The organism is Chryseobacterium sp. TQ-BC-N36 (genome assembly GCF_058382295.1).
This window is the reverse complement of record NZ_CM178175.1, coordinates 1,748,581-1,771,026: the sequence shown is the minus strand read 5'-3', so window position 1 is coordinate 1,771,026 and position 22,446 is coordinate 1,748,581. Positions and strand designations below refer to the sequence as shown.

At 35.2% G+C, this 22,446-nt stretch carries 19 protein-coding genes; 17 read left to right on the top strand and 2 right to left on the bottom strand.

Features of this window, described 5'->3' with window-relative positions:
* The first annotated feature begins 70 nt into the window (after positions 1-70).
* Positions 71-661, top strand: a complete 591-nt coding sequence (gene ribA / locus AC3FI7_RS07960) for a GTP cyclohydrolase II (RefSeq protein WP_491461771.1) — start codon at positions 71-73, stop codon at positions 659-661.
* A gap of 37 nt (positions 662-698) precedes the next feature.
* Complete coding sequence (locus AC3FI7_RS07955) at positions 699-2,132, top strand: SDR family oxidoreductase (protein WP_286486895.1); 1,434 nt, start codon at positions 699-701, stop codon at positions 2,130-2,132.
* A gap of 469 nt (positions 2,133-2,601) precedes the next feature.
* On the opposite strand, the gene AC3FI7_RS07950 is transcribed toward AC3FI7_RS07955, so the two are convergent.
* The gene (locus tag AC3FI7_RS07950; protein WP_491461770.1) at positions 2,602-3,192 is read right to left on the bottom strand and encodes a serine hydrolase domain-containing protein; all 591 of its coding nucleotides are present in this window, start codon (positions 3,190-3,192) and stop codon (positions 2,602-2,604) included.
* A 1-nt stretch (position 3,193) separates the two neighbouring features.
* Positions 3,194-3,769: a histidine kinase gene (locus tag AC3FI7_RS07945; RefSeq protein WP_491461769.1), complete on the bottom strand. Its 576-nt coding sequence runs from the start codon at positions 3,767-3,769 to the stop codon at positions 3,194-3,196.
* 1,064 nt (positions 3,770-4,833) lie between these two features.
* Here AC3FI7_RS07945 and AC3FI7_RS07940 point away from each other — a divergent pair.
* The 15 genes from AC3FI7_RS07940 to AC3FI7_RS07870 all read left to right on the top strand — a co-directional run bounded on the left by AC3FI7_RS07940 (position 4,834) and on the right by AC3FI7_RS07870 (position 22,379).
* Positions 4,834-5,367, top strand: a complete 534-nt coding sequence (locus tag AC3FI7_RS07940) for a hypothetical protein (protein WP_142724434.1) — start codon at positions 4,834-4,836, stop codon at positions 5,365-5,367.
* Between the two features lie 312 nt (positions 5,368-5,679).
* On the top strand, positions 5,680-6,153 hold the full coding sequence (locus tag AC3FI7_RS07935) for a hypothetical protein (RefSeq protein ID WP_142724435.1): 474 nt from the start codon (positions 5,680-5,682) through the stop codon (positions 6,151-6,153).
* 30 nt (positions 6,154-6,183) lie between these two features.
* A complete protein-coding gene (locus AC3FI7_RS07930; RefSeq protein ID WP_142724436.1) occupies positions 6,184-6,387 on the top strand; it encodes a hypothetical protein in 204 nt (67 codons plus the stop codon).
* Positions 6,388-6,536: 149 nt separating this feature from the next.
* The gene (locus AC3FI7_RS07925; RefSeq protein WP_142724437.1) at positions 6,537-7,250 is read left to right on the top strand and encodes a hypothetical protein; all 714 of its coding nucleotides are present in this window, start codon (positions 6,537-6,539) and stop codon (positions 7,248-7,250) included.
* 54 nt (positions 7,251-7,304) lie between these two features.
* The gene (locus AC3FI7_RS07920; protein WP_343658890.1) at positions 7,305-8,327 is read left to right on the top strand and encodes a hypothetical protein; all 1,023 of its coding nucleotides are present in this window, start codon (positions 7,305-7,307) and stop codon (positions 8,325-8,327) included.
* Between the two features lie 3 nt (positions 8,328-8,330).
* Positions 8,331-8,909, top strand: a complete 579-nt coding sequence (locus tag AC3FI7_RS07915; protein WP_142724439.1) for a hypothetical protein — start codon at positions 8,331-8,333, stop codon at positions 8,907-8,909.
* 21 nt (positions 8,910-8,930) lie between these two features.
* Positions 8,931-9,218 (top strand): hypothetical protein, encoded by a 288-nt coding sequence (locus AC3FI7_RS07910; RefSeq protein WP_142724440.1) that lies wholly within the window; start codon positions 8,931-8,933, stop codon positions 9,216-9,218.
* A gap of 371 nt (positions 9,219-9,589) precedes the next feature.
* Positions 9,590-10,246 (top strand): hypothetical protein, encoded by a 657-nt coding sequence (locus AC3FI7_RS07905; protein WP_142724441.1) that lies wholly within the window; start codon positions 9,590-9,592, stop codon positions 10,244-10,246.
* Positions 10,247-10,733: 487 nt separating this feature from the next.
* On the top strand, positions 10,734-11,222 hold the full coding sequence (locus AC3FI7_RS07900; RefSeq protein WP_491461768.1) for a hypothetical protein: 489 nt from the start codon (positions 10,734-10,736) through the stop codon (positions 11,220-11,222).
* Between the two features lie 303 nt (positions 11,223-11,525).
* Entirely contained in the window at positions 11,526-12,221 is a 696-nt protein-coding gene (locus AC3FI7_RS07895) for a VIT1/CCC1 transporter family protein (protein WP_142724443.1), read from the top strand.
* A gap of 125 nt (positions 12,222-12,346) precedes the next feature.
* Positions 12,347-12,592 (top strand): hypothetical protein, encoded by a 246-nt coding sequence (locus AC3FI7_RS07890; RefSeq protein WP_123277807.1) that lies wholly within the window; start codon positions 12,347-12,349, stop codon positions 12,590-12,592.
* A gap of 434 nt (positions 12,593-13,026) precedes the next feature.
* Positions 13,027-15,792 (top strand): substrate-binding domain-containing protein, encoded by a 2,766-nt coding sequence (locus AC3FI7_RS07885; protein ID WP_491461767.1) that lies wholly within the window; start codon positions 13,027-13,029, stop codon positions 15,790-15,792.
* Between the two features lie 528 nt (positions 15,793-16,320).
* On the top strand, positions 16,321-17,634 hold the full coding sequence (locus AC3FI7_RS07880; RefSeq protein WP_142724445.1) for a sugar porter family MFS transporter: 1,314 nt from the start codon (positions 16,321-16,323) through the stop codon (positions 17,632-17,634).
* A gap of 33 nt (positions 17,635-17,667) precedes the next feature.
* Positions 17,668-19,221 carry a glycoside hydrolase family 32 protein gene (locus AC3FI7_RS07875; RefSeq protein WP_491461766.1) on the top strand — a complete coding sequence of 518 codons (1,554 nt, stop codon included), beginning with the start codon at positions 17,668-17,670 and terminating at the stop codon, positions 19,219-19,221.
* Positions 19,222-19,277: 56 nt separating this feature from the next.
* Positions 19,278-22,379: a SusC/RagA family TonB-linked outer membrane protein gene (locus tag AC3FI7_RS07870; protein ID WP_343658887.1), complete on the top strand. Its 3,102-nt coding sequence runs from the start codon at positions 19,278-19,280 to the stop codon at positions 22,377-22,379.
* Positions 22,380-22,446: the final 67 nt, after the last annotated feature.

Genomic DNA, 22,446 nt, shown 5'->3' with positions numbered 1-22,446 from the left:
GTAATTAATTTTACTAATTAAATAAATAAAGTATAAATTTGTACTATGATAACGATCTAAAATATAACTAATGCTTACAATACAGGCTCAATCTAATGTACCAACCGATTTTGGAATGTTTACCGTCTATGCATTTTCAGAAAATGAAAATGACTGGAGCCCACATTGGGTTTGGGTTGCTGAAAAAACAGATTTTAACGAAATTGTTAACGTACGTTTCCATTCAGAGTGCATTACCGGAGAAGTTTTTCATTCGAGGAAATGTGAATGCGGGCAACAACTGGATGCCGCAATGAAATTTATGTCGGAAAACGGAGGGATGATTATTTATCTCAGACAGGAAGGCAGAAATATAGGAATCATCAATAAATTAAAAGTTTATGCTCTTCAGGAAGAAGGTTTTGATACGGTAGAAGCTAATTTGAGATTAGGCTTACCGGCGGACGGTAGAAATTTTGATGTCGCAATCGAGATGTTGAAAATTCTTAAAGTTACTGAAGTAAATTTGTTGACCAATAATCCAGAAAAACTGAAAGTTTTCTACAACAGCGGAATTTTGCTTAATAAAAGAATTCCTTTGGAAATTGAATCAAATCCTGTCAATTCGTCTTATCTTACGACAAAGAAAGATTATTTCGGGCATTTTTTAGAAAAGATTTAAAATTCAAAAAGATCTTTAACTGATTCAAATTAATCTCATGAAAAAAATTTTATTAACAGGAGCAACAGGTTATATCGGGAAAAGGATGGTCAGTGTGATTACAGAGCAAGGTTACAAAGTGCTCTGCTGCTGCCGTGACGTTAGCCGATTTTCTAAACCTGCAGGAATCAAAGATGATTTGATAGAAGTTATAGAAGTTGATTTCTTGAAAGAGGAATCTTTAAAGAATATTCCGGCGGATATTTCAGGGGCGTATTATCTAATGCATTCTATGAGTGCGAATGGTGATTACGAAGAATCAGAGAAAATCTGTGCTCAGAATTTTGTTTCAGCAATTGAAAAGACGGATTGCAAACACATTATCTATCTATCAGGATTAGTCAATCAGAAAGAATTGTCAAAGCATTTGAATTCAAGATTTAATGTTGAAAAGATCTTAATTGAATCTAAAATTCCAACAACGGTTTTACGAGCTGGGATTATCATCGGTTCCGGAAGTGCATCATTTGAAATCATTAGAGATTTGGTTGAAAAACTACCGATAATGATTACGCCAAAATGGCTCAATACCAAATGTCAACCCATAGGAATTGCGAATGTTTTAGATTTTTTAATTTTTACTTTGTTCAAAAAAGAAACATACCGTAAAAGTTTTGATATTGGCTGTGATGATGTCTTGACTTACAAAGAAATATTGCTGGGTTTCGCGAAAATCCGAGGTTTGAAACGAACCATTATTACAATACCGGTAATGACCCCAAAATTATCTTCCTACTGGTTATATTTCATTACTTCAACCACTTACAGCTTGGCAAGTTCACTTGTTGGAAGTATGAAAATTGAGGTAGTCTGCAACAAAGAAAGTTTATCAGAGATTAAAAAAATAACCGGAATACAGCCATTTTCTTACACACAGGCTTTGGAGAGAACGATGGCAAAGATTCAGGCCAACGAAATTCGTTCCAGCTGGAAAGACAGTTTTATAAGCAGCAGAAATGATTCTTCCCTGAAGGAATTTATTGAAGTTCCACATTTTGGCTGTTTTAAAGACGTTCGAAGTGAAAAATATGACGACCGTGAAAAATGTCTCGACCGTGTTTTTGGTTTGGGCGGCAAAAACGGATGGTACGGACAAAATCTTTGGAAAATACGAGGTTATATGGATGTCTTGGTTGGTGGTCCTGGATTGAGAAGAGGAAGAACGCATCCGCTGCAACTTCACGAAGGTGACGCTTTGGATTTTTGGCGTGTGCTTTATGCCAATAGGGAAGAAGGTAAATTGATTCTTATTGCTGAAATGAAACTGCCCGGAGAAGCTTGGCTGATGTTCAAGCTATATAAGGGCAAACTCTGGCAGAAGGCAGTTTTTCGACCAAAAGGATTGTGGGGAAGGTTGTATTGGTTTTCTGTATTGCCTTTTCATGGATTGATCTTTGAAGGGATGGTGAGAAAATTGGCTGCGGATCATTAAATGAGTTTGGTTCATAAAAAAACCTTTTGAACATAGGAAAAGTAGATTTCAGCAAAATCCTTTATGATAGTGTTATTGAAGGTAAATAATATTAGAAAGAGACCTTTAAAAATATCATCTATATGGTACATTTAATTGTATAGTTCGTTTTTTTGATTTATACATCTAAATATATTACTGCCATTTCTTATTTCCTTAAAATGGATTTACTAAAACAATAAAAATTCTGATTTGGCTTATTTTGGAATCAAAAGCAAACAAAATGGCTCAATTTGGATTAAATTGAAGCCATTTTGGGTGTTTGTGAACTTGACAGGACTCTATTCAAACCATTTATTAGCAGATATTGACAATATTTTGAAGGTTTTAAATGATATTTAAATTTATGTATCCTAAATAAAACTGTTATTATGAGCGAATTATTTTTATTTTACATTAAGATCATTATACAAGTTATCAACCACTTTTTCTAAAATTTCTCCTGTTTCATTTCATTAAAGCTGGTGTTTGTTAATATAGATATCCCAATATTTTGTTTAGGATAGATTACAAACCAATTCTGCATTCCGTAAATACCGCCGTGATGTCTGTAAATTAATAGATTATCATTTTCTATGATGTACCAATGATATCCTTCCCAAAAATCAGAACCCTCTTTGTGTAATTTTCTATGAGATTGGTTTACAACAGGATTTGATTGATCAAGCTGCAATTTCATATATTTCACTAAATCTGGAGCCGTAGAGTGTAATCCCGAAATTCCACCCCATAAAGTTCTGTTGTAGTTGGGCATTAATTCATTTTTATCGTTATAACCTTTTACTAATCTTTTTCTGTCATTTTCATTGAGTGTAAATTTGGTTTGGTTCATTTTATTGGGCTTTAAAATAAATTCAATAACCAATTGCTCAAAAGATTTTTGATACACTTTTTCAAGAATATATGCGGTTAACTCTGGAGCTGTGTTGGAATAAGAATAGACTTCTCCGGGCTTCGTTTCAATTTTGATGAGTGTCAATCCTCCAAAAAAAGCCTTTTTATTTTCACTTTTTAGAGGCATATTAGGAAAACCACTTGTATGTTTGATAAGATGTTTGATTGTATCTGAAGATTTTGGAAAGATGAAGAATATAATTCTGGGCAAGACCAGGATTTTCCCTGACTATAGCAGAAAGACTACTCAGTGTATTAAATAGAAAATGAGGGTTAAGCTGTTCCTGGAGCAATTGCAGCTGTGCTTTTAGATAAGCGGAATTGAGCTGCTCGTTGATAAGGTCCTTATTTCTGCTTTCACGCATCAGAAGAATAAGTCGGATAACGACAGCAATCATGATACTGCTGAGCAAAAACCGGGCAAAATATCCTCTGATTCTTCCTCCCGTAAGTTGGGGAGTTCCAAAGAACCAAGAATGAACCATGCTTCCCAGTATAACAGCTGCCACAACTATTAAGACATTAAATGTGTAGAGTTTCCAGTATCGTTTATTCTCTCTAAGCACACTCAGAAACTTACCCCGGGTCAGATTAAGATACAGTAACAAAAGGCAGAATGCCATATTATACAAAAACTGGTAACCATATTCCCCAATATTGAACTGCCAGTAACGGGCGATAATCCCATCACTGTTAAGGGCCATCAAATTTGCAGAATTGACCATTAGTGTGATCAAAAAGGCACTGTAAAAATATATTTTTTGCTCATTCTTATTCATTGATACAAAGAAAGCAAAATATTAAAACCAATGATATAATAAATAGGTGAAGCGGTAAAAAGTTGGTGGTGAAATAATTAAGCTTTAAAAACACATTATAGAAATTTGTAGGTAAAAAATAATTCTAGATATTAATGGAGATTTATAATCATTAGGTCAATCGTCATAAAGAAGATCCCAATTAAAAAGGATTATTTCCGGAAAAGGATAGCATTTACTACGAAAATCTGGTTGTAATATCTATTTTCTCCGGTAGTCCAGAATTTTATAAGAAGCGTAAGAGATCGATTACAACATTCAGAACAGTCTGGCAATAGTGACAAGCGATAAATTTGTAGTAATTATGATGAAAAGTTGAAAGTTTTCCAGCATTGTATGATCAATTGCAGAAATATGAAAATCAATTGAGCAATTCTGAAATTATTCTTAGTTACTATGTAGTTTTGGATCTGCGGGAGGAAAGAATGAATATGAAACGCTGATACTGCATTGTTTATAATTTACATTTGGAATAAAAGAGTCCGTCACACAATTGTGAAATGTAATTTTTTTTGATTTTTCTCCACTCTTGGCTTAGAGAATGGATTTTCTTTTATCTATTACTTGTTATTATTGAATTTTTCCATCCGCGAAAGCTTTACCGGATTTGACAAATGAAAAACATACAAAATTTTGAAGAGTATATAGTTGATTTTTTTATTATATTTACAAAAAACGCAAAAAATTGAAACTAATTTCTTTTGTTCTAAAAATTTTCCCTGGATTTTTACTGATTGCAGTACTGCAATTACTAGATGGTTTTGATTTAATAGTATTCATATTTTCTTGTTGTGCTATATCAGGGCTTATCATCAATTTAAGATATCAGGAAAAGTCAAAAATGCAAGAAATAGGATGGGGCCTGTTATTTGGTTCTTTAACTTCTATCATCCTGACCATATCTTTTGTCATATAGCTATCATATAATTTCCGAAATAATATTGAAAAATATGCTAGAAAGTCTATTATTCATACTACTTCTTTTAGTCAGTGGATTATTTATAGTAATTGCATTAATTATAATGTTGATAGCAGTTATTAGAAAATCTTCTGCATTAAAAAAAACGGCTCTTAAAATTACCATTATTCCTATTTTGTGTTGGGGATTAATTGCTGTTTGGTATTTTAAAACATTGCCATCAATCAATGAAAGTGAAATGGAAAATTTTGCGGGTATTTATACTTTAAATTCTTCTGGCAATGAATCATTTAAACCAAGTAAAAGTAAAATAAATGGATATAAATTAATCTTATTTGATGATGGAACCTATTTATTTGATGGTCATGAAAAAATAGGATTAAAAAAGCAGGGAACTTGGAAAACTGGAGGTATTGACGGGCTGTTTGAATTCTATGACGAAAACGGCAATCTATCTCAATGGGCAAGTCCTTATGATAATGATAATAATTATAGTCTATATTTTGAGAATCCAAATAAGCAAAATGCTGAAACTATACGATTTGTAAAAACTAAATCTGAATAATATATTCTAATTTAATATTAAATTAGAGATTCCTTTAATAATTCCATGAAACAACTAAAACTAATAACCCGAATTCTACTAATACTATTTGTTATATTATCTTCACTATCATTCTTAGCCATGATTAGCGTGTGCATTGCGATGATGGTTCCTTATTGGGGGAGAACAATGGGCAATGAGGCTTCCGGTTTTTTTAATGTAGCGCTCATGTTTACATTCTTCATTGGAATAGTCACCTTTATATTGTGGAGCATTTTCCTCAAGCAAAGAAAACAAAAAAACGATACTAAATAATCCAATAAATGCCTTAAAATGAAGATTGTTACTTGTTTGATATTTTTGATAATCAGTATTTTATTTTTTCCTGAAAAGAGACTTAATAAAGATATTTCCGGAATATGGAAGCTTAATCTCTATACAATGGATTCAGATACTATTTATTATGAAAATGCTGAAAAATATACCCTTAATTATTTTGAGAAAACATTAGGCAATCTTAAAGATTCCGAGGCAAAGAAAAGAATAGGTGAAAAATTGTATAATCAGTTTAAAACCGCTGAGCTCAATATTAATGAAAACACCATTACAGTCTATAAATTTGATGGAGATCAAACAAAAATTAACTTAAAATATAAACTTGTAGAAGGAAACATAATTCTTGATGAAAAAGCTAATCAGAAATATAAATACACTGTTGATTACAATCAAGAAACAGATATTCTGACTATAAAACAAGGGGATTCTAAAATGAATGTGGTGAGTAGGTATTCGAGATTAAGAAACTAATCAAAATATAACGGGACAGATCAAAATATTATGAAATATTCAGAAAAAAGAATTGAAAATTTGACCATTATCGAAAAAGCCGGAGAAGTTGTAGTAAATTATAAGAAAACAGCAAAAGACTGGTTTGATGCTTTTGCTACAATCTCTATTGGTTTATTTCTTTCCATAGCTACTTTTTCCAAATTTTTTCTAAAAGACTGGAGACTGAATTATACAATCAGGCAAAACTCTTAACAGTAGAATTAGATAAATATTTAAAATTAAAACACGAATGGAGAGGATATAAGGAATAATAATGTGTTAAAACGGATATTAATTTAAAAAATTCGAATATTTTCAGAAAAAAATATAGAATATTCATAACCAATTGGACTGACAAAAAAATGATTATATTTTCGTATCATCTTGTGAAGCTACCATTAATCACTGCTATCAGAATTATGTTGTTCCCCATTAAATCAAAACAAATAAAGGGATTGATTTATGCGGAAACCATGTCTGCGATGATACTAGGTTCACCTATTTTCTCTAAGTCCAGATTTTTTAACAGAGAAATTGTATTTTTTGCTCAGTGGGAAAATGAAAATGACCTAAATGTTTTTTTACAATCCACCTCAAGGGGAAGGCAAATAGCAAAAGGATGGCACGTAAGGTTAGAATTCTTAAGACAATGGGGAAGAATCTCAGGATTTCAAATTCCGAAAAAAGAGATGGAAATAGAAAACGAAAATACTCCTGTAGTAGCGGTTACTATCGCTCGAATGAAGTATATGCAAATACCAAGATTTCTTCGTTGGGGTAGGCCTGTTGAAAAACAAGTTCGAGATGATAATAGGACGACTCTGTCTTTGGCTTCTATTCGATATCCCAACATTATTTCTACTTTTTCCATTTGGAAAACACAAAAAGCAATGACAGATATGGTACATGGTCATAGTAAAATGCCACAGCCCAAAAGACATATCAATGCGGTGAAAGAACGGGATAGAAAAGATTTTCATTTTGAATTCACAACATTGCGGTTTAGACCATTAGCGGAATATGGTGAATGGAAAAATAAGTCAAATTATATCCTGAATAAAGCTGAATCGTTATAAGCTTATTATATACAAAACAAAATTATCAAATATTGTGTATTTAATCAAATAATAATGAATAGATTAAATTTTAAATCAAAACTACTGACATTAATTCTATTATTTTTAATTTTTAACAGTAGTTACAGCCAGAATTTGTTAGATGAGGTTAAAAGCAATTCAAAATTAGTCATTAGACTAAAGGATTGTTATAGAGCCTTTCATATAAACAATATCATTGCTGAGCAAAAAGAAATGATAAACCTTACGATCGATGATAGTTCGGATGAAGAACTGAAAATATTGCTTGGTGATTATATTAAAGTCTGTGACAGTTTAAAAAAGATTCACTTTAAAAATGATACTCTTAACACTTATATTTCCGATTTTTTAGTGTTGACCAAACAGAGTTACAGCATTTCCAGGAATAAAGGCTTTAATTCACCTGATTTTAAAAAGGATTTTGAAAAGTATAAAGCATTCAGTGACAAATATATGAATTATTTTTACTCAACTTTTGCAACTCACAATTTTATTAGTATAAACGAGGAAATGTATTGGAAAACGATTGATAAGAACAATTATATTAAATCGGCCGATTATGAAAAATACAAAAAATTAAAAACAACAAATTTGAAAGATGCTCTGGTTCTGCTTGAGAAAATTTCAAAACATACAACAGACTTTCAGGAATATTATGTTTATAAAATTGAACTCGCAGATCAGTATGTAAGGAACGCTGAAAGGCTTGATGAAAATTCAATTAACAAAGCAATTGAGATTTACAAATCAATTATAGACCAAAAAAAGTATAGCATTTATCTTTTTGAAGCTTGGTTAAAATGGAGAATTGTTAGCCAACAGTTTGTTCATGGAATTTCAAAAACATCTGATATTCCGAATCATACATATGATAAAGTGAGAGAGCAGGCTGCGTTAACTGTTCTTGATTACATCAATACACACAGCAACGATGAAATGGCAATCAATGAGTTTCTTTTATTGTCAACACATGATGTTGTAAAACGCTTTGGTGATTACCCTTACGGAAATCAAAACACTGTAGAATATCATGAAACATTTGATGAAGAAAAATAAGCTATGATATTTATTAAAATTACCCTTGAAATATTTATGAAATTCTCATTCAAATTACTGTCTATTCTGATTCTACTTTTATTATTTTCTTCTGCCATTCATGCTCAGGAATTGCCATTTTATGATTTTGACCAGGTTGATTATTTTTCAATAGATATTAGTACTCAAGATATTTCCGACATAGAATATCAGAGAAAGAAAAACTCATTCGACTATAAAAAAATAAGTAAAAAAGATTCCTTGTTTTTGTCACTATTAAGAAATAACTATCCTGAAACAATACAAGAGGATTTTCCTGAAAAACTTATAAAATACGGTTTTAAGAAAACTGATATTGATAAAAAACGATACCCAGAAATAAATACTATTTTCAGCGAAAAGCCATGTAATGACGATTTAGGAAGTTTTTGCATTCCTACATTTAGAGATATCTTTATTTTCAGAAAAAAAGATCAGATTGTAGGAATTGCTAAGATCTGTTATAGCTGTCATCTTGCGACAATAATAGGCACTGAAAGAAATATCCGAAATTTCGGAAGTTGTGGTGATTTCCGTAAACTGCAGGAACTCATGAATAAGTAAATCCGGTTGAAATCTTTTGAAATGGAAAATGACTTCAAAAATGACACTCAATCTTTAATCAATGGCTTAAGACAAGCTGAAAGGATGTTGTCAGAATTTTCAGGCGGATACTCAGGTCAATATTTTTCTGCTGAAGAATTTCACAAAGATTTAAAAGATCATATTTTTGAATTGGAAAATGGAAACAAAGCCGTTCTGGAAGATTTATTTATATGGTTTGCTCCAACCTGTCAATGGGATGAATTCGTAGGGGATACAATATTGGGAGAAAGAATTTTTCAGCAGATTACTACCTTAAAAAATAATTAACCTCTTCTTATATGCAATAACATGAAAGTTATAAAGATGAATTTAAAAAAACTTAACAGGATCGTTCTGTGGATACTGATTGGACTTTGTGTTTTGACAATGCTTGGGCTCTTGAACTTTGGTCATGGGCTAGGAAACATTATTTATTTCCCGCCGATTATTTTAGCAACTGTTGGACATGTCTTAATTACAAGGTGGCTCAAGAAGAAAAATAACAATAAATATTGGCTTCCACTTATTGTGATAAGCTCCATTATTTGTTTGAGTATTATTTATTATGCGACATGGGGACGAGGCGGAGAGTTTTCCTGGGATGGAAGAGTGTTTTTTATAAAATAAAAACTCCTTTATGAAACTTCAAAACAGAAAAAATGAAAAATACTTTAATTATAATTTTGACATTAACATTGTTGAATAACTGCAATAAAATACAAAAACAAACTCAAGGCGAACATGAAAGAACTGAACTTGTTCCCGAGCCGGACAAAGCAGAAAGGTTAAAATTTGAAGCGATTGAAAAACTTAAAAAATCAAATTGTATTTTTGATGAGCCTGATGTATCACTTTCCGGAATAATTTTAAGAAATTCAGAAAGTGCCACAAAAATTATTGGTTCGGAAAATGATATGGATACATTAGACCATTATCGTTTTTATTCAAAACTTAAAGGCGAAATTCTAACATTAACACAACATCCCGGAGATAGTAAAAACCAGATTTCAATAATTAAAGTTCAGAAATCGGATAAACCCAATGGTGAATTTAAAGAATTAAACTTTGATACATTTGCAACAGGAAAAGGAATAAAATTAGGCCTGACAAAAAAGCAAATTATTGAAAAATTGGGGGATTGTTATGCACCAATTGACAGTACAAAAAATTACATAGAACTTTATTATGTCATTGAACAACCGCAAGACAGTAAATCAAAAATTTTGGAAAAGAACAATATGCCCAAATATTTTGCAAGTTATAAATTATGGAATGACAGATTAGAAAAATTTGAGTTTGGATTTGAATATCCCTGAAAGCAAATATTTACAAAGACAACAAAAAACATTGAACATTCATTATATGGTATTACAGCAAACGAAATTAGTACTAAATAATAGAGCAATTCTTGAAAGGGTAAACAATAAATTTATATGCAAATAAGTATGACGGAGGAACAATTAAAACTGCAAATTAAGAGAATGGAAATGATGTGTAAGTCTTTCCAATCAAATTCAGAAAAGTATCCGGAATTTCTACCGGAATTTGAAGCTTCTAAATCAATAAATAATATTCTGAAGCAATCAATTAATTTAACGAGTGAAAATTATAATGACATATTGAAAGTCCTGAAAAATCTTGACTTAATAAAACATTATGAGGGTTCGGGTTGGTATGACTATAAACTTCATTTAAATTCTTTGTTGAAACATAAATGGTTTAATGGTGTTAATTAGAAAGATGGAATGATATTTCAGTCCTTTTGGAATACCTAATCCATTATCTGCAACTAAACAAGACAGTATGCTGGAACAAATTGGAATTGACAGACAAATAAAGAAAGACATCATTAAAGGCATTCTATCCGAGACTTTTAAAGGATGCAAAATTCATTATTTTGATCAGGGAAACACTTGGGAAATTGAGGATGCAAAACAACTTGATGATCATTCAATTTGTTTCAGTCTTATTAAAAATGAAAGTGAATTTCCCATTATGATTGAAATAGCAGGAACTCCGGATAAGAATGCGCTAGAACGGGGACAGTATCTGGCAAAAATTATTTCAGATAAGCTGAATTGCAAGACCATTACAGATTATAAGGAACCGCATGAATCATTGTACTGTCCTTCAGATTCGGTAATTTTTGATAAAGGACACTCATACTTCGCAGATGACAGTAACACTATTTGGGCTGATGGAGAAGGCGATGAAGTAAAAATTGTAAAAGAAATTTTTCTGGTAAATTATAAATTTGATGATAAAGCTAATTTAATCAATGGCAATAGTTAACAACTTTCTTTAGTTGAACCATTTGTCTATTTGTCAAGTAACGAGGATGTCTTCAAACACTATTGTAGATTACTTATTTGTTTGAGCCAAGTGAAATAGAAACTACAGACTTTTTTTCTGCTAAGAAACTTTTTAATTGGCTTTGTTTATCTAGAAACTGATTGTTTTTCAGTATTATACTTTCTTCTATAATAGAATCAAATCAGATAATCTTTCCCTTAATTTGAGATTTAAATAAAATCAGTTTAAATTTGACTTGCTAAAGATCTTTGGTAAGTCATTTTTTAACAAAAAAATAAGCTTATGCATCATCAATTGGAAAAACATTATGTCAATAGAGTCGGTTGGCTTCGTGCAGCGGTTTTAGGTGCAAATGACGGATTATTGTCTACTACAAGTATTGTAATTGGTGTTGCTGCAGCTAATCCCGATAGAAATACCATTATTCTTGCTGCATTAGCAGGAATGATTGCAGGAGCGATGTCTATGGCTGCAGGAGAATATGTTTCAGTTAGCTCACAAGAGGATACAGAAAAAGCTGATCTTTTAAGAGAAAAACGGGAACTTGAAGAAATGCCGGAAGTGGAGTTAGGAGAATTAGCTAAAATCTATCAAAGGCGAGGTGTAAGCAAAGAAACTGCTTTACAGGTCGCCATTGAATTAAGTAATCACGATGCTTTGGCTGCTCATGTTCACGATGAATTGGGAATCAATGAAATTACTCAGGCAAAACCTTTGCAGGCTGCATTTGCATCTTTGGGTTCATTTGCTTTAGGAGCATTATTACCTTTTGGTGTTTCTCTTTTTGCTCCGATTAAGGAAATGGTATACTTCCAATACGGATTTTCAATTATTTTCCTAATGATCTTAGGGGCAATTTCAGCTAAAACAGGAGGTTCAAAAATAGGAATTGCTGTGCTAAGAATATGCTTATGGGGAACTGTTGCTATGGGAGTAACAGCATTAATAGGACATTTCTTTGGTATGACTATAACTTAGCGCAAGAATAATATATAAGAACTTACGATATTGCATTTTATGGATCGATTTTATTTTAAAATTGATAACTTAGTGAAAAATATATACAAATTTTTAATAATATTTTTATAATAAAACTTTAGACCATGAGAGTAGATCAAACTTTACCATGTCCGTCATGTGGAAGACCTATTACCTATAATCTGCAAGCATTAATTGCTGGAGCTAGTTTTGAATGTCTAAACTGTGGGGCAAAGATTAAAATTTACGCATCGAGTGTAAACGATGTAAAAAAGCATTATGAAAAATTCATAAATCTGAAAGATAAATCTAAAGCTCAAAAAGTTGATACATTCGCAATCAATGAATTTATTGAGATTATCGATAAATAATAATATTTATTGTTTTTTATATTATTATTTTACTTAATCAATACTGTACTTTAAATAAAAGTACTTGAAAAATACTACGATATAACATTCCGTCTTTTAATCTGATGTTTATAAAATTTCAATAAATGTTATCCAAACAGAACCTCTATATAATTTTCGTAGTAAGTCAAAATTTCTTATTTCATCAAAAGCATCTTCAAACGCATTTCTTCCGATGGTGAGAAGTTGATGCTCTTTCTCCGGTCTTCAAATAAAGTTAAATGCCTGAAAATAATTATTATTTCCTAACAGAAATCTTGATTCAATGAGCAGTTCTTGTCTCTGTTTTCTGGTAAAGCGGAACACCCTGATAAAATAACCTAATATTCAATTAGCATAAAATACTCTCACCAAAAATTGTAGGTGTAAAACATCTTTATTAATATTGTGTTCATATGTCCACGAAAAAAGTTTTTAGAACGCTTGGTTTTCCCAAAGTTGGTACCGTTTTATTTTTGTTGCTGATGATTTTGCATGGTTGCAAGGATGCTTCAGCAAAATCGGATAAAATCAATATAGGCTTTTCGCAAGGTTTGGGAAATCATCCCTGGAGACAGGCTATGAATCATTCCATGGAGATTCAGGCGTCTTTGCATTCTGAGGTACAGCTAAGCATTAGTAAAGCAGAAGGGTCGGTTCAGAAACAGATCGGGGATATTCAGAAGATGATAGATAATGAAGCGGATATCATCATTATTTCACCCATTGATCCCGATTCGCTGGTTCCGGTCGTGGAAAAAGCCTTTGCAAAAAAAATTCCTGTGATTTTGGTGGATAGAAAAATCAATTCGGATAAATATGCAACTTACATCGGTGCTGATAATGTGGAAATTGGCAAAGAAGCAGCGCAGTATATTATCTCGGATTCTAAAAATTTAAAAAAAGTCATTGAAATAAAAGGCTATGACAATTCTTCGCCCACTACGGAAAGAAGTCTGGGTTTGCAGCATACTATTAAAAATAATTCCAATACAGAACTGATAAAAACCTTCAAAGGTCTTCCGGCTGAAGCATTCAGAAAAACTCTGGATTCATTGGGAAATCAGGCTCTTTATGTTTTTGCTTTCAATGACCAACTAGCAACGCAAGCCTGGCAAATAGCGAGAAACGCCGGTGTGGAAAATCAAATCAAATTTATCGGTGTGGATGGTCTGAATACCAAAGACGGTGGAATCCAGATGGTTTTGGACGGTAAATTGAATGCCACTTTACTTTATCCTACCGGCGGAACGGAAGCCATTGAAACTGCTATTAAAATCTACAACGGGCAAATTCCACCGAAACGAATTAAGCTCAGTACAACCATTATCGACAGGCTGAATGCTGAAATTATGCGCAACCAGTTCGATAAGATCATCGAACAGCAGGGCGTTATCGAAAATCAGGTGAATGCCGTGAAAAAGCAGACCGAACTCTATTCTTCCCAAAGAGAATTGTTCCGCTGGTCAGTTGTTCTTTTGATTCTGATGTTTTGCCTGATTGCCTATGCTATTTATCTGATTTATACCATTAAAATTAAAAATAAACAGCTTACCCTCACCAACGAACGTGTGACGATTCAGCGGAATCAGATTGAAACCATTGCCAATGAACTCAAGGAAAGTAATGAAGCAAGAGTAAACTTTTTCACGGGTTTATCCCATGAATTCAAAACGCCGATAACGCTTATTTTGAGTTCTTTGGAATCATTGAAAGATACTTTTAAAAGCAAAGGGACAAAGCCGTCTTATGAGCTGGAACTGATTAATAAAAATTCAAACCGTTTGCTTAGGTTGGTGGATAATCTTTTGGATTTCAGAAAAATAGAAAATAAAACCTTCAATCTAAGGGTTTCCAAAACCAATATCTACGATTTCACTTATGGCATTTTCAGGGATTTTGAAAATGAGGCCAAAAAAAGGATTATTAAGTTTGAAATCCATTCCGCAAACAAAAATCTGGAACTGTATATTGACAGAAACCTGATGGATAAAGTATATTTTAACCTTTTGTCAAATGCTTTTAAGTTCACGCCGGACAATGGAAAAATTGAAATTACAATTCAGGAAAAAGGAAATCAGGCGGTTATCAGCTTCAAAGACAACGGTATAGGAATCCCGGAAAAAGAGATCCGCAACGTTTTCGAACCCTATTTTAAAGGTTCCAACAACCGGAAAAACAGTTCAGGAATTGGGCTTCATCTCAGCCGTCAGTTTGTGGAGCTTCATCTCGGGAAAATTGAGGTGAGTTCTTTTCAGGGAACGGAATTTATCATCAGTCTTTACAAAGGAAACAAGCATTTCAATGAAGATCAGATGATAAAAGAACCGAGTGTTATGGATGCGGAAACGCTGGCAAAAGATGGTGTTTTCGGCGTGGTGGAAGAAGGAAGTTTTATGCAAAATCAGGAAAATCCAGGTGATCGGTATTCTTTGCTTTTGGTGGAGGATAATTCGGATTTGTCGTTTTTCCTCAGCAATAAGCTTCAGACGGAATTTGATGTGATGGTTTCCGATGGTACGGATGCGATTGATAAGGCGCTAAGCGAGATTCCCGACATCATTGTCTGCGATGTGAATCTTCCTGGAAAAAACGGCTTTGAAATCTGCGAAATCCTGAAAAATGATCTCAGAACATCTCATATTCCGGTTATTCTTCTTACGGCTTTGGACAATAAGGAATCTTATCTTCAGGGACTGAAATCCGGGGTTGATCTTTATCTTACGAAGCCATTCAGCTATCCGATCCTGACACAGTCGCTGCGTTCATTACTTTACAACCGCGAAAAACTCCGTTATTATTACACCAACAACATTGGCAGAATCGTTGACAGTAAATCCTTCGGAAGTATGGAGCAGACGTTCGTGAACAAATTGAATCAGATCATCAAAACCAATATTGATAATCCCGATTTTTCAGTGGAAAATCTTGCAGATTTACTAAATATCTCAAGAATCCAGCTTTACAGGAAAATCAAGGCAATGTTTGATGTGAATGTAAGCGACTACATCAACAATATCCGCCTTGAACAGGCAAAATCGATGCTGCAAAATCCAGGACTGACGATTTCCGAAATTGCTTATAAAACCGGCTTTTCTTCCCCGAATTATTTCTCCACGGTCTTCAAAAATAAGTTTGGGGTTTCTCCGAATGTATTTAGGAAGAGCGTTGGTGAGGAGTAATTAATCCTTGTATATCTTTTCTTTTCTTTCCCGAATAGAGTAGCAATATCCGTGCGAACGAGATATCGTTGTCAGCACTAATAGATCTCGTTGTTCGGTTGCACAATGATGCATTGCTTGCTCGAAGTATTCATCTTATAAAAACTAAAGCCGTAGTTTCCAAAAAACCGACTTCAAATTTCGGTCAATCTTCCCACACTAAAATTCGTTCATACTTCTAAAAGTCCTAATAATCCACGTAACATTTTTATAGAATGGTGTTACATTTTTGAAACATTATTATCATATTTTGAAATTACATCAATTTTAAAATTTTGATTTTCAGTTAATTAAATTTAGTTAACAAATAATTAACCTTGACGAAATATTTTGTTACATAATTAGACCTTCGCATTCCTGTCCCGGGATATATTAGCCACAAACAAAGTAATATTTTTCAACAGATGAAATCGCTATGATTTGTAAACGCAACTATCAATAAGAGTAAGCGATTTCATTTGATCAATAAAAAATAATAAATATCTATATATGAATAAAATTTTGATGTGGTCTGTCACTGCGGCTTTGGCAGGATTTCTTTTCGGGTTCGATGTGGTGGTGATTTCCGGAGCCGATAAAAAACTGCAGGCGCTTTGGCAGAGTTCAGACGCATTCCACGGTGCGGTAGTAATGGGAATGGCATTGTGGGGAACCGTTATCGGAGCCATCTTTGGCGGAATCCCAACCAACAAATTCGGACGGAAAAAAACACTTTTAGCAATCGGCATCTTATACGCACTTTCAGCAATCGGAACAGCGCTTTCCAATGATCCTTATATTTTCGCATTTTTCAGATTTATGGGAGGTTTGGGCGTTGGAGCATCTACCATTGCAGCGCCGGCTTATATTTCCGAAATCGCTCCTGCAAAAGATCGCGGAAGATTGGTTTCATTGTATCAGTTCAATATTGTTTTGGGGATTTTGGTAGCCTTTTTATCCAATTATCTACTCAGTGGAATCGGAGATAACGACTGGAGATGGATGCTTGGTGTTCAGGCAATTCCGGCAAGTATCTACACCTTATGTGTGCTTATAATTCCGGAAAGCCCAAGATGGCTCGTTTCCAAAGGCAGAATAAACGAAGCTAAAAATGTAGTTAAAATCGTAAATCCGGATCAGGATTCTGACCTACTCATTTCTCAGATGGAAGACGATCATGCCGAAGCGCCAAAGGAAAATATTTTTATGAAAAAATATCGTTTTCCGTTGATGCTCGCTTTCCTTGTCGCATTTTTCAATCAGATGTCGGGCATCAATGCATTTTTATATTATGCACCGAGAATTTTTGGTGAGGCTGGATTGGGCGAGAAAACAGCACTTCTCAGCAGTATCGGAATTGGAGTTGTTAATATGGTTTTCACGTTGGTTGGTGTTAATCTTATTGACAAAGTCGGTAGAAGAACCCTGATGTATATTGGTTCTATCGGTTATATCATTTCGTTAGGATTGGTTTCTATGGCATTTTATTTCCATTGGTCGGGTTTGGCGATTCCTGTATTTTTATTCCTGTTTATCGCTTCTCACGCCATCGGACAGGGAACGGTGATCTGGGTTTTTATTTCCGAGATTTTTCCGAACCATCTCCGCGCATCAGGACAGGCATTCGGAAGCTCTACGCATTGGGTTTTGGCAGCGATCATTCCGTCACTTATCCCGACATTATTTTCTACGATTGGCGCCGGAACGGTATTTCTGGTATTTACGATCGCAATGGTATTCCAGCTGTTATTTGTGATTTTTATGATGCCGGAAACAAAAGGCGTATCACTGGAAAAATTAAGCAAAACACTTACAAAAGAATAAACCCTTCAAAAATCTTCGAGAAAAAATAATTCAATGAAAAAAATAATATCAAGTTTAATTGTCGCTTCTGTCTTTTTTTCGAATCTCAACGCTCAGTCGGGTTCGGAGAAGGAAGAGCAGCTTTACCGCCCCAATTTCCATTTCAGCCCCAAAAAAGGATGGATGAATGATCCGAACGGGCTTTATTACAAAGACGGTGTTTATCACCTGTTCTTCCAGCATTATCCCGATGGAAACAAATGGGGACCGATGCATTGGGGACACGCCACAAGCAAAGACCTTGTCAAGTGGGAAGAGCAGCCGATTGCTCTTTATCCGGATGATTTGGGATACATTTTCTCAGGAAGTGCGGTGGTCGATAAAAATAATACTTCGGGTTTCGGGGATTCCAAAAATAATCCTGTCGTTGCAGTGTATACTTATCACAATCCCAACCGTGAAAAAGACGGTAAGATAGATGTGGAATCTCAGGGAATCGCTTACTCTTTGGATAATAGTAAAACTTGGACAAAATATAGCGCAAATCCTGTTCTTAAAAACCCGGGAATCCGTGATTTTCGTGATCCAAAGGTATTTTGGGACAGCAAAAGACAGCAATGGATTATGGTTTTGGCGGCTCAGGACAGAACGCACTTTTACGCATCAAAAAACCTGAAAGAATGGGCGTTCCAATCCGAATTTGGAAAAGATCTGGGCGGTCACGGCGGCGTTTGGGAATGCCCAGATCTATTTCCGTTAAAAGTAGAAGGCACCAATGAAGAAAAGTGGGTTCTGATCGTCAATATCAATCCAGGCGGACCGAATAATGGTTCTGCAGGGCAATATTTTGTCGGTGACTTTGACGGGAAAACTTTTAAGATTGATGAATATTTCACAAAACAGCTTCAGAAAGAAAAAGCAGCCTGGCTGGATTGGGGAAAAGACAATTATGCCAGCGTTTCATTTGATAATGTTCCGCAGGGAAAACGGGTGATTATCGGTTGGATGAGCAACTGGGAATATGCGCAGGAAGTTCCTACGGAAGCGTGGAGAAGCAGTACGACAATGGCAAGGGAAGTTTCACTCAAAAAAACAAAAGACGGCTATCTCCTTAAAAATATTCCGGTTGCCGGACTGAAAAATTATCAAGGGAAATCTATCCGGAAAAAAATCAATCTGAAGGCTGAAAATAAATTAATAAGTCCGTCAGAAATTGACCTGACTAAAGCAGTTCTCGATTTAAATTTAAAGAAAATGACTACCGGAACTTATAGCTTTTCTCTGAAAAATTCTTTGGGTGAAGAAGTCATTTTTGGAATTGATAATAAAAGAAAAGAATTGTTTGTAGATCGTTCCAAATCAGGGAAAACAGGTTTTGGAAACCATTACGCCACGCCGGTTACCAAAGCGCCTTTGAATCAGATCTATTCCGAAGCAAAAATGAAACTGGTCATCGACAAGACTTCGATTGAAATCTTCTTCAACGATGGCGAAAAAGTAATGACCGAAATCTTCTTCCCGAACGAACATTTCTCCGAACTGACTATCTCAACAGACACGAAAGAAAGCTCATTAAATATTAATGCACATCAGCTTAATATTAAATAAGAGATAACAGTGCAGAACATTCCGTAGACAATCAATTAAAATTAAAACTATATGATATGAAGAAATATAAAATTGCAGTCGCCTTTTGCCTTCTTCCGTTTTCCTACATTTTTGCGCAGGAAATTGTGAAAGGAAAGGTGCTGTCTTCCAATCAGAAACCGCTTAGTGGTGTAACCGTGACTGTTTCCGAAACGGGTACTACTACAACGACTGATAGCAGCGGGACATTTCAGATCAATGATTTGAAGAAAGGAAACACGCTGGTTTTTACCTATCCCGATTATACTACGAAAGAAGTGGTGGTGGATGAAAAAACTGTCCTCAACATCATTCTGGCAGCCGATAAGGTAAAGAATATCGACGAAGTTGTGGTGACCGGATATACCAAGCAGAAAAAAGCCGACATCACCGGAGCAGTTTCCATTGTTGATATGAAGGATCTTAACAAACAGGCGGAACCGAATCCCATCAAATCACTACAGGGAAGAGTAGCTGGGGTAAATATCTCCGCCGATGGTTCGCCTTCAGGAGGAAGTACCAAAGTCCTGATTCGTGGTGTCGGGACACTGAACAATACCGACCCGCTTTATGTCATAGACGGTGTACCAACAAAAGCAGGAATGCACGAACTGAATCCCGGCGACATCGAAACGATGCAGGTACTGAAAGATGCTTCTTCCGCAAGCATCTACGGTTCCAGAGCGGCCAACGGTGTGATCATCATTACCACCAAAAAAGGAAAAAAAGGCAAGATGAGAATCGACCTGAATTATTATACTGCTTTTTCTCAATACGCGAAAAAAACGCCTGTTCTCAACGCAAAACAATTCGGACAGGTGCTCTGGCAGGCTAATATCAATGACGGTCTGAATCCGAACAATAATAACCTGAGCTACAGCTTCGACTGGGGCGTTCAGAACGGTGTTCCGACCTTGTACAACAGCTACGTTCCGGAATATCTGGATGCGGCAAAAACCATCAAATCTGCCAATACCAATTGGTATGATGAGGTTTCCCAGACCGGTGTTGCCAATTCTTTGGATGTTTCGGCTTCAAGTGCTTCGGACAAAGGTTCTGCCTTCTTCTCAATGGGTTATTATGACAATGACGGTATCGTAAAGCTGACCAATTTCAAAAGACTATCTGCCCGTGTGAACACTTCCTATAATTTTTTCGATGGTAAATTAAAAATCGGGGAAAATTTTACGTACAATAAAACCAACGAATTGATGGATCCGGGTGTTCTTGATCCGGCTTTGAGAGCGTTGCCCATTATTCCTGTTCATACTGTGGACGGAATCGGGTGGGGTGGTCCGGTTGGCGGGATGAATGACCGTCAGAATCCTGTCCGTCTTTTGGAATACAACAAAGACAACGGCTACCGTTACCAGCGTTTTTTCGGAAATGTCTATGCCGAATTACAGCCTGTGAAAAATTTGACATTGAAGTCAAGTTTCGGTGTTGATTTTTCGAATTATTATAAAAGAATGTTACAGAGAAGTTATGTTTCCGGTTATCTTCAAAACAAAACCAATGCGGTAAATATCGACCAGTCCGATACTGAAAAATGGACATGGACCAACACGGCTCAATACACCGCCAAAGCAGGAAATCACCACTTCGATTTGCTAGGTGGTATGGAAATGTATAAAGAAACATTCAACAACACCTGGCTCAGAAAAGAAGGATTTCTGATAGAGACGCCGGATTATATGTATCCTGAGGCTGGAACCGGTGATGCTTTCAATGGCGGAAGTTCTACCTATTACAGCTTACTGTCATACTTCGGAAAATTCTCTTACGATTATGACAATCGTTATCTCTTCTCTGCAACGGTGCGCTATGACGGCTCGTCAAGATTCGGGAAGAACAACCGTTTTGGAACATTCCCGGCATTTTCGGCTGGATGGAGAATCAACAAGGAAGATTTTGCGGAGAAATGGATTCCGTTTTTCTCAGATTTGAGGCTGAGAGCAGGTTGGGGACAGACCGGAAACCAGGAAATCAGCAACTCGGCAGTATATTCTCTTTACATTGCTAATTATGCAGGCGGAAATCCGACCTGGGCAACTTCCTACGGAACGGCTTATGATATTTCTGGAGTGGGAAGCGGTTTATTGCCTTCAGGATTCATTGCAACACAAACTAAAAATGATGATCTGAAATGGGAAACTACCACGCAAACCAACCTAGGTCTGGATTTCGGATTTTTTAATCAGAAACTGACGGGAAGCGTGGATATTTATAAAAAAGCAACCAAAGATATTCTCGTTTTACCTCCCTATCTGGGCGTAATTGGCGAAGGTGGAAACCGCTGGATCAACGGCGCATCTATGGAAAATAAAGGGATTGAAGTCGCTTTGGGTTATCAGGATAAGACTTCCGGCGGATTCGGATACGAGATTTCAGGAAATTTCTCAATGAACCGGAACAAAATCACGGAATTACCACAATCCGTTATCAACAATTATGGCGGAAACGGAACCACGGATAATATTCTCGGAAGACCGATCAATTCAATGTATGGATATGTTGCCGACGGACTTTTCAGAACGCAGGCTGAAGTAGATAATTCCGCTACTCAACCGGGCAAAGGATTGGGAAGGATTCGTTATGCCGATTTAAATAATGATGGAATTATTGATGACAAAGACAGAACATGGATCGGAAATCCGAATCCGGGATTTATGTATGGCGTTAATCTTAACTTTTCATATAAAAACTTCGATTTGTCGACATTCTGGCAAGGCATCGGCGATGTGGATGTCATTAATTCTAAAAAATACCAGACCGATTTCTGGAGTGTGGATGATGTTGGTTCCAATAAAGGAACGAGGTTGCTCAATGCATGGTCGCCACAGAATCCGAATTCTGATATTCCTGCATTGACAACGGTGGACAGCAATGCAGAGTCTAGATTTTCATCTTATTATGTAGAGAACGGAAGTTATCTGAAACTAAGGGTTTTACAGTTAGGGTATAGTATTCCTAAAAATGTGTTGGAGCAGTACAAGCTTACCAATTTCAGGATTTACATCAGCGCACAGAATCTTCTGACCATCAAATCCAAAAGCTTCACGGGTATTGATCCGGAAACGCCGGCTTTCGGTTATCCGCTTCCGCTGACGTTCAATTTTGGAGTTAATTTATCACTATAATATTTGAATAAATTCTCGCAGATTATCCAGATGAAACTGATTAAAAAAATCTGCTCGATTTGCGAAA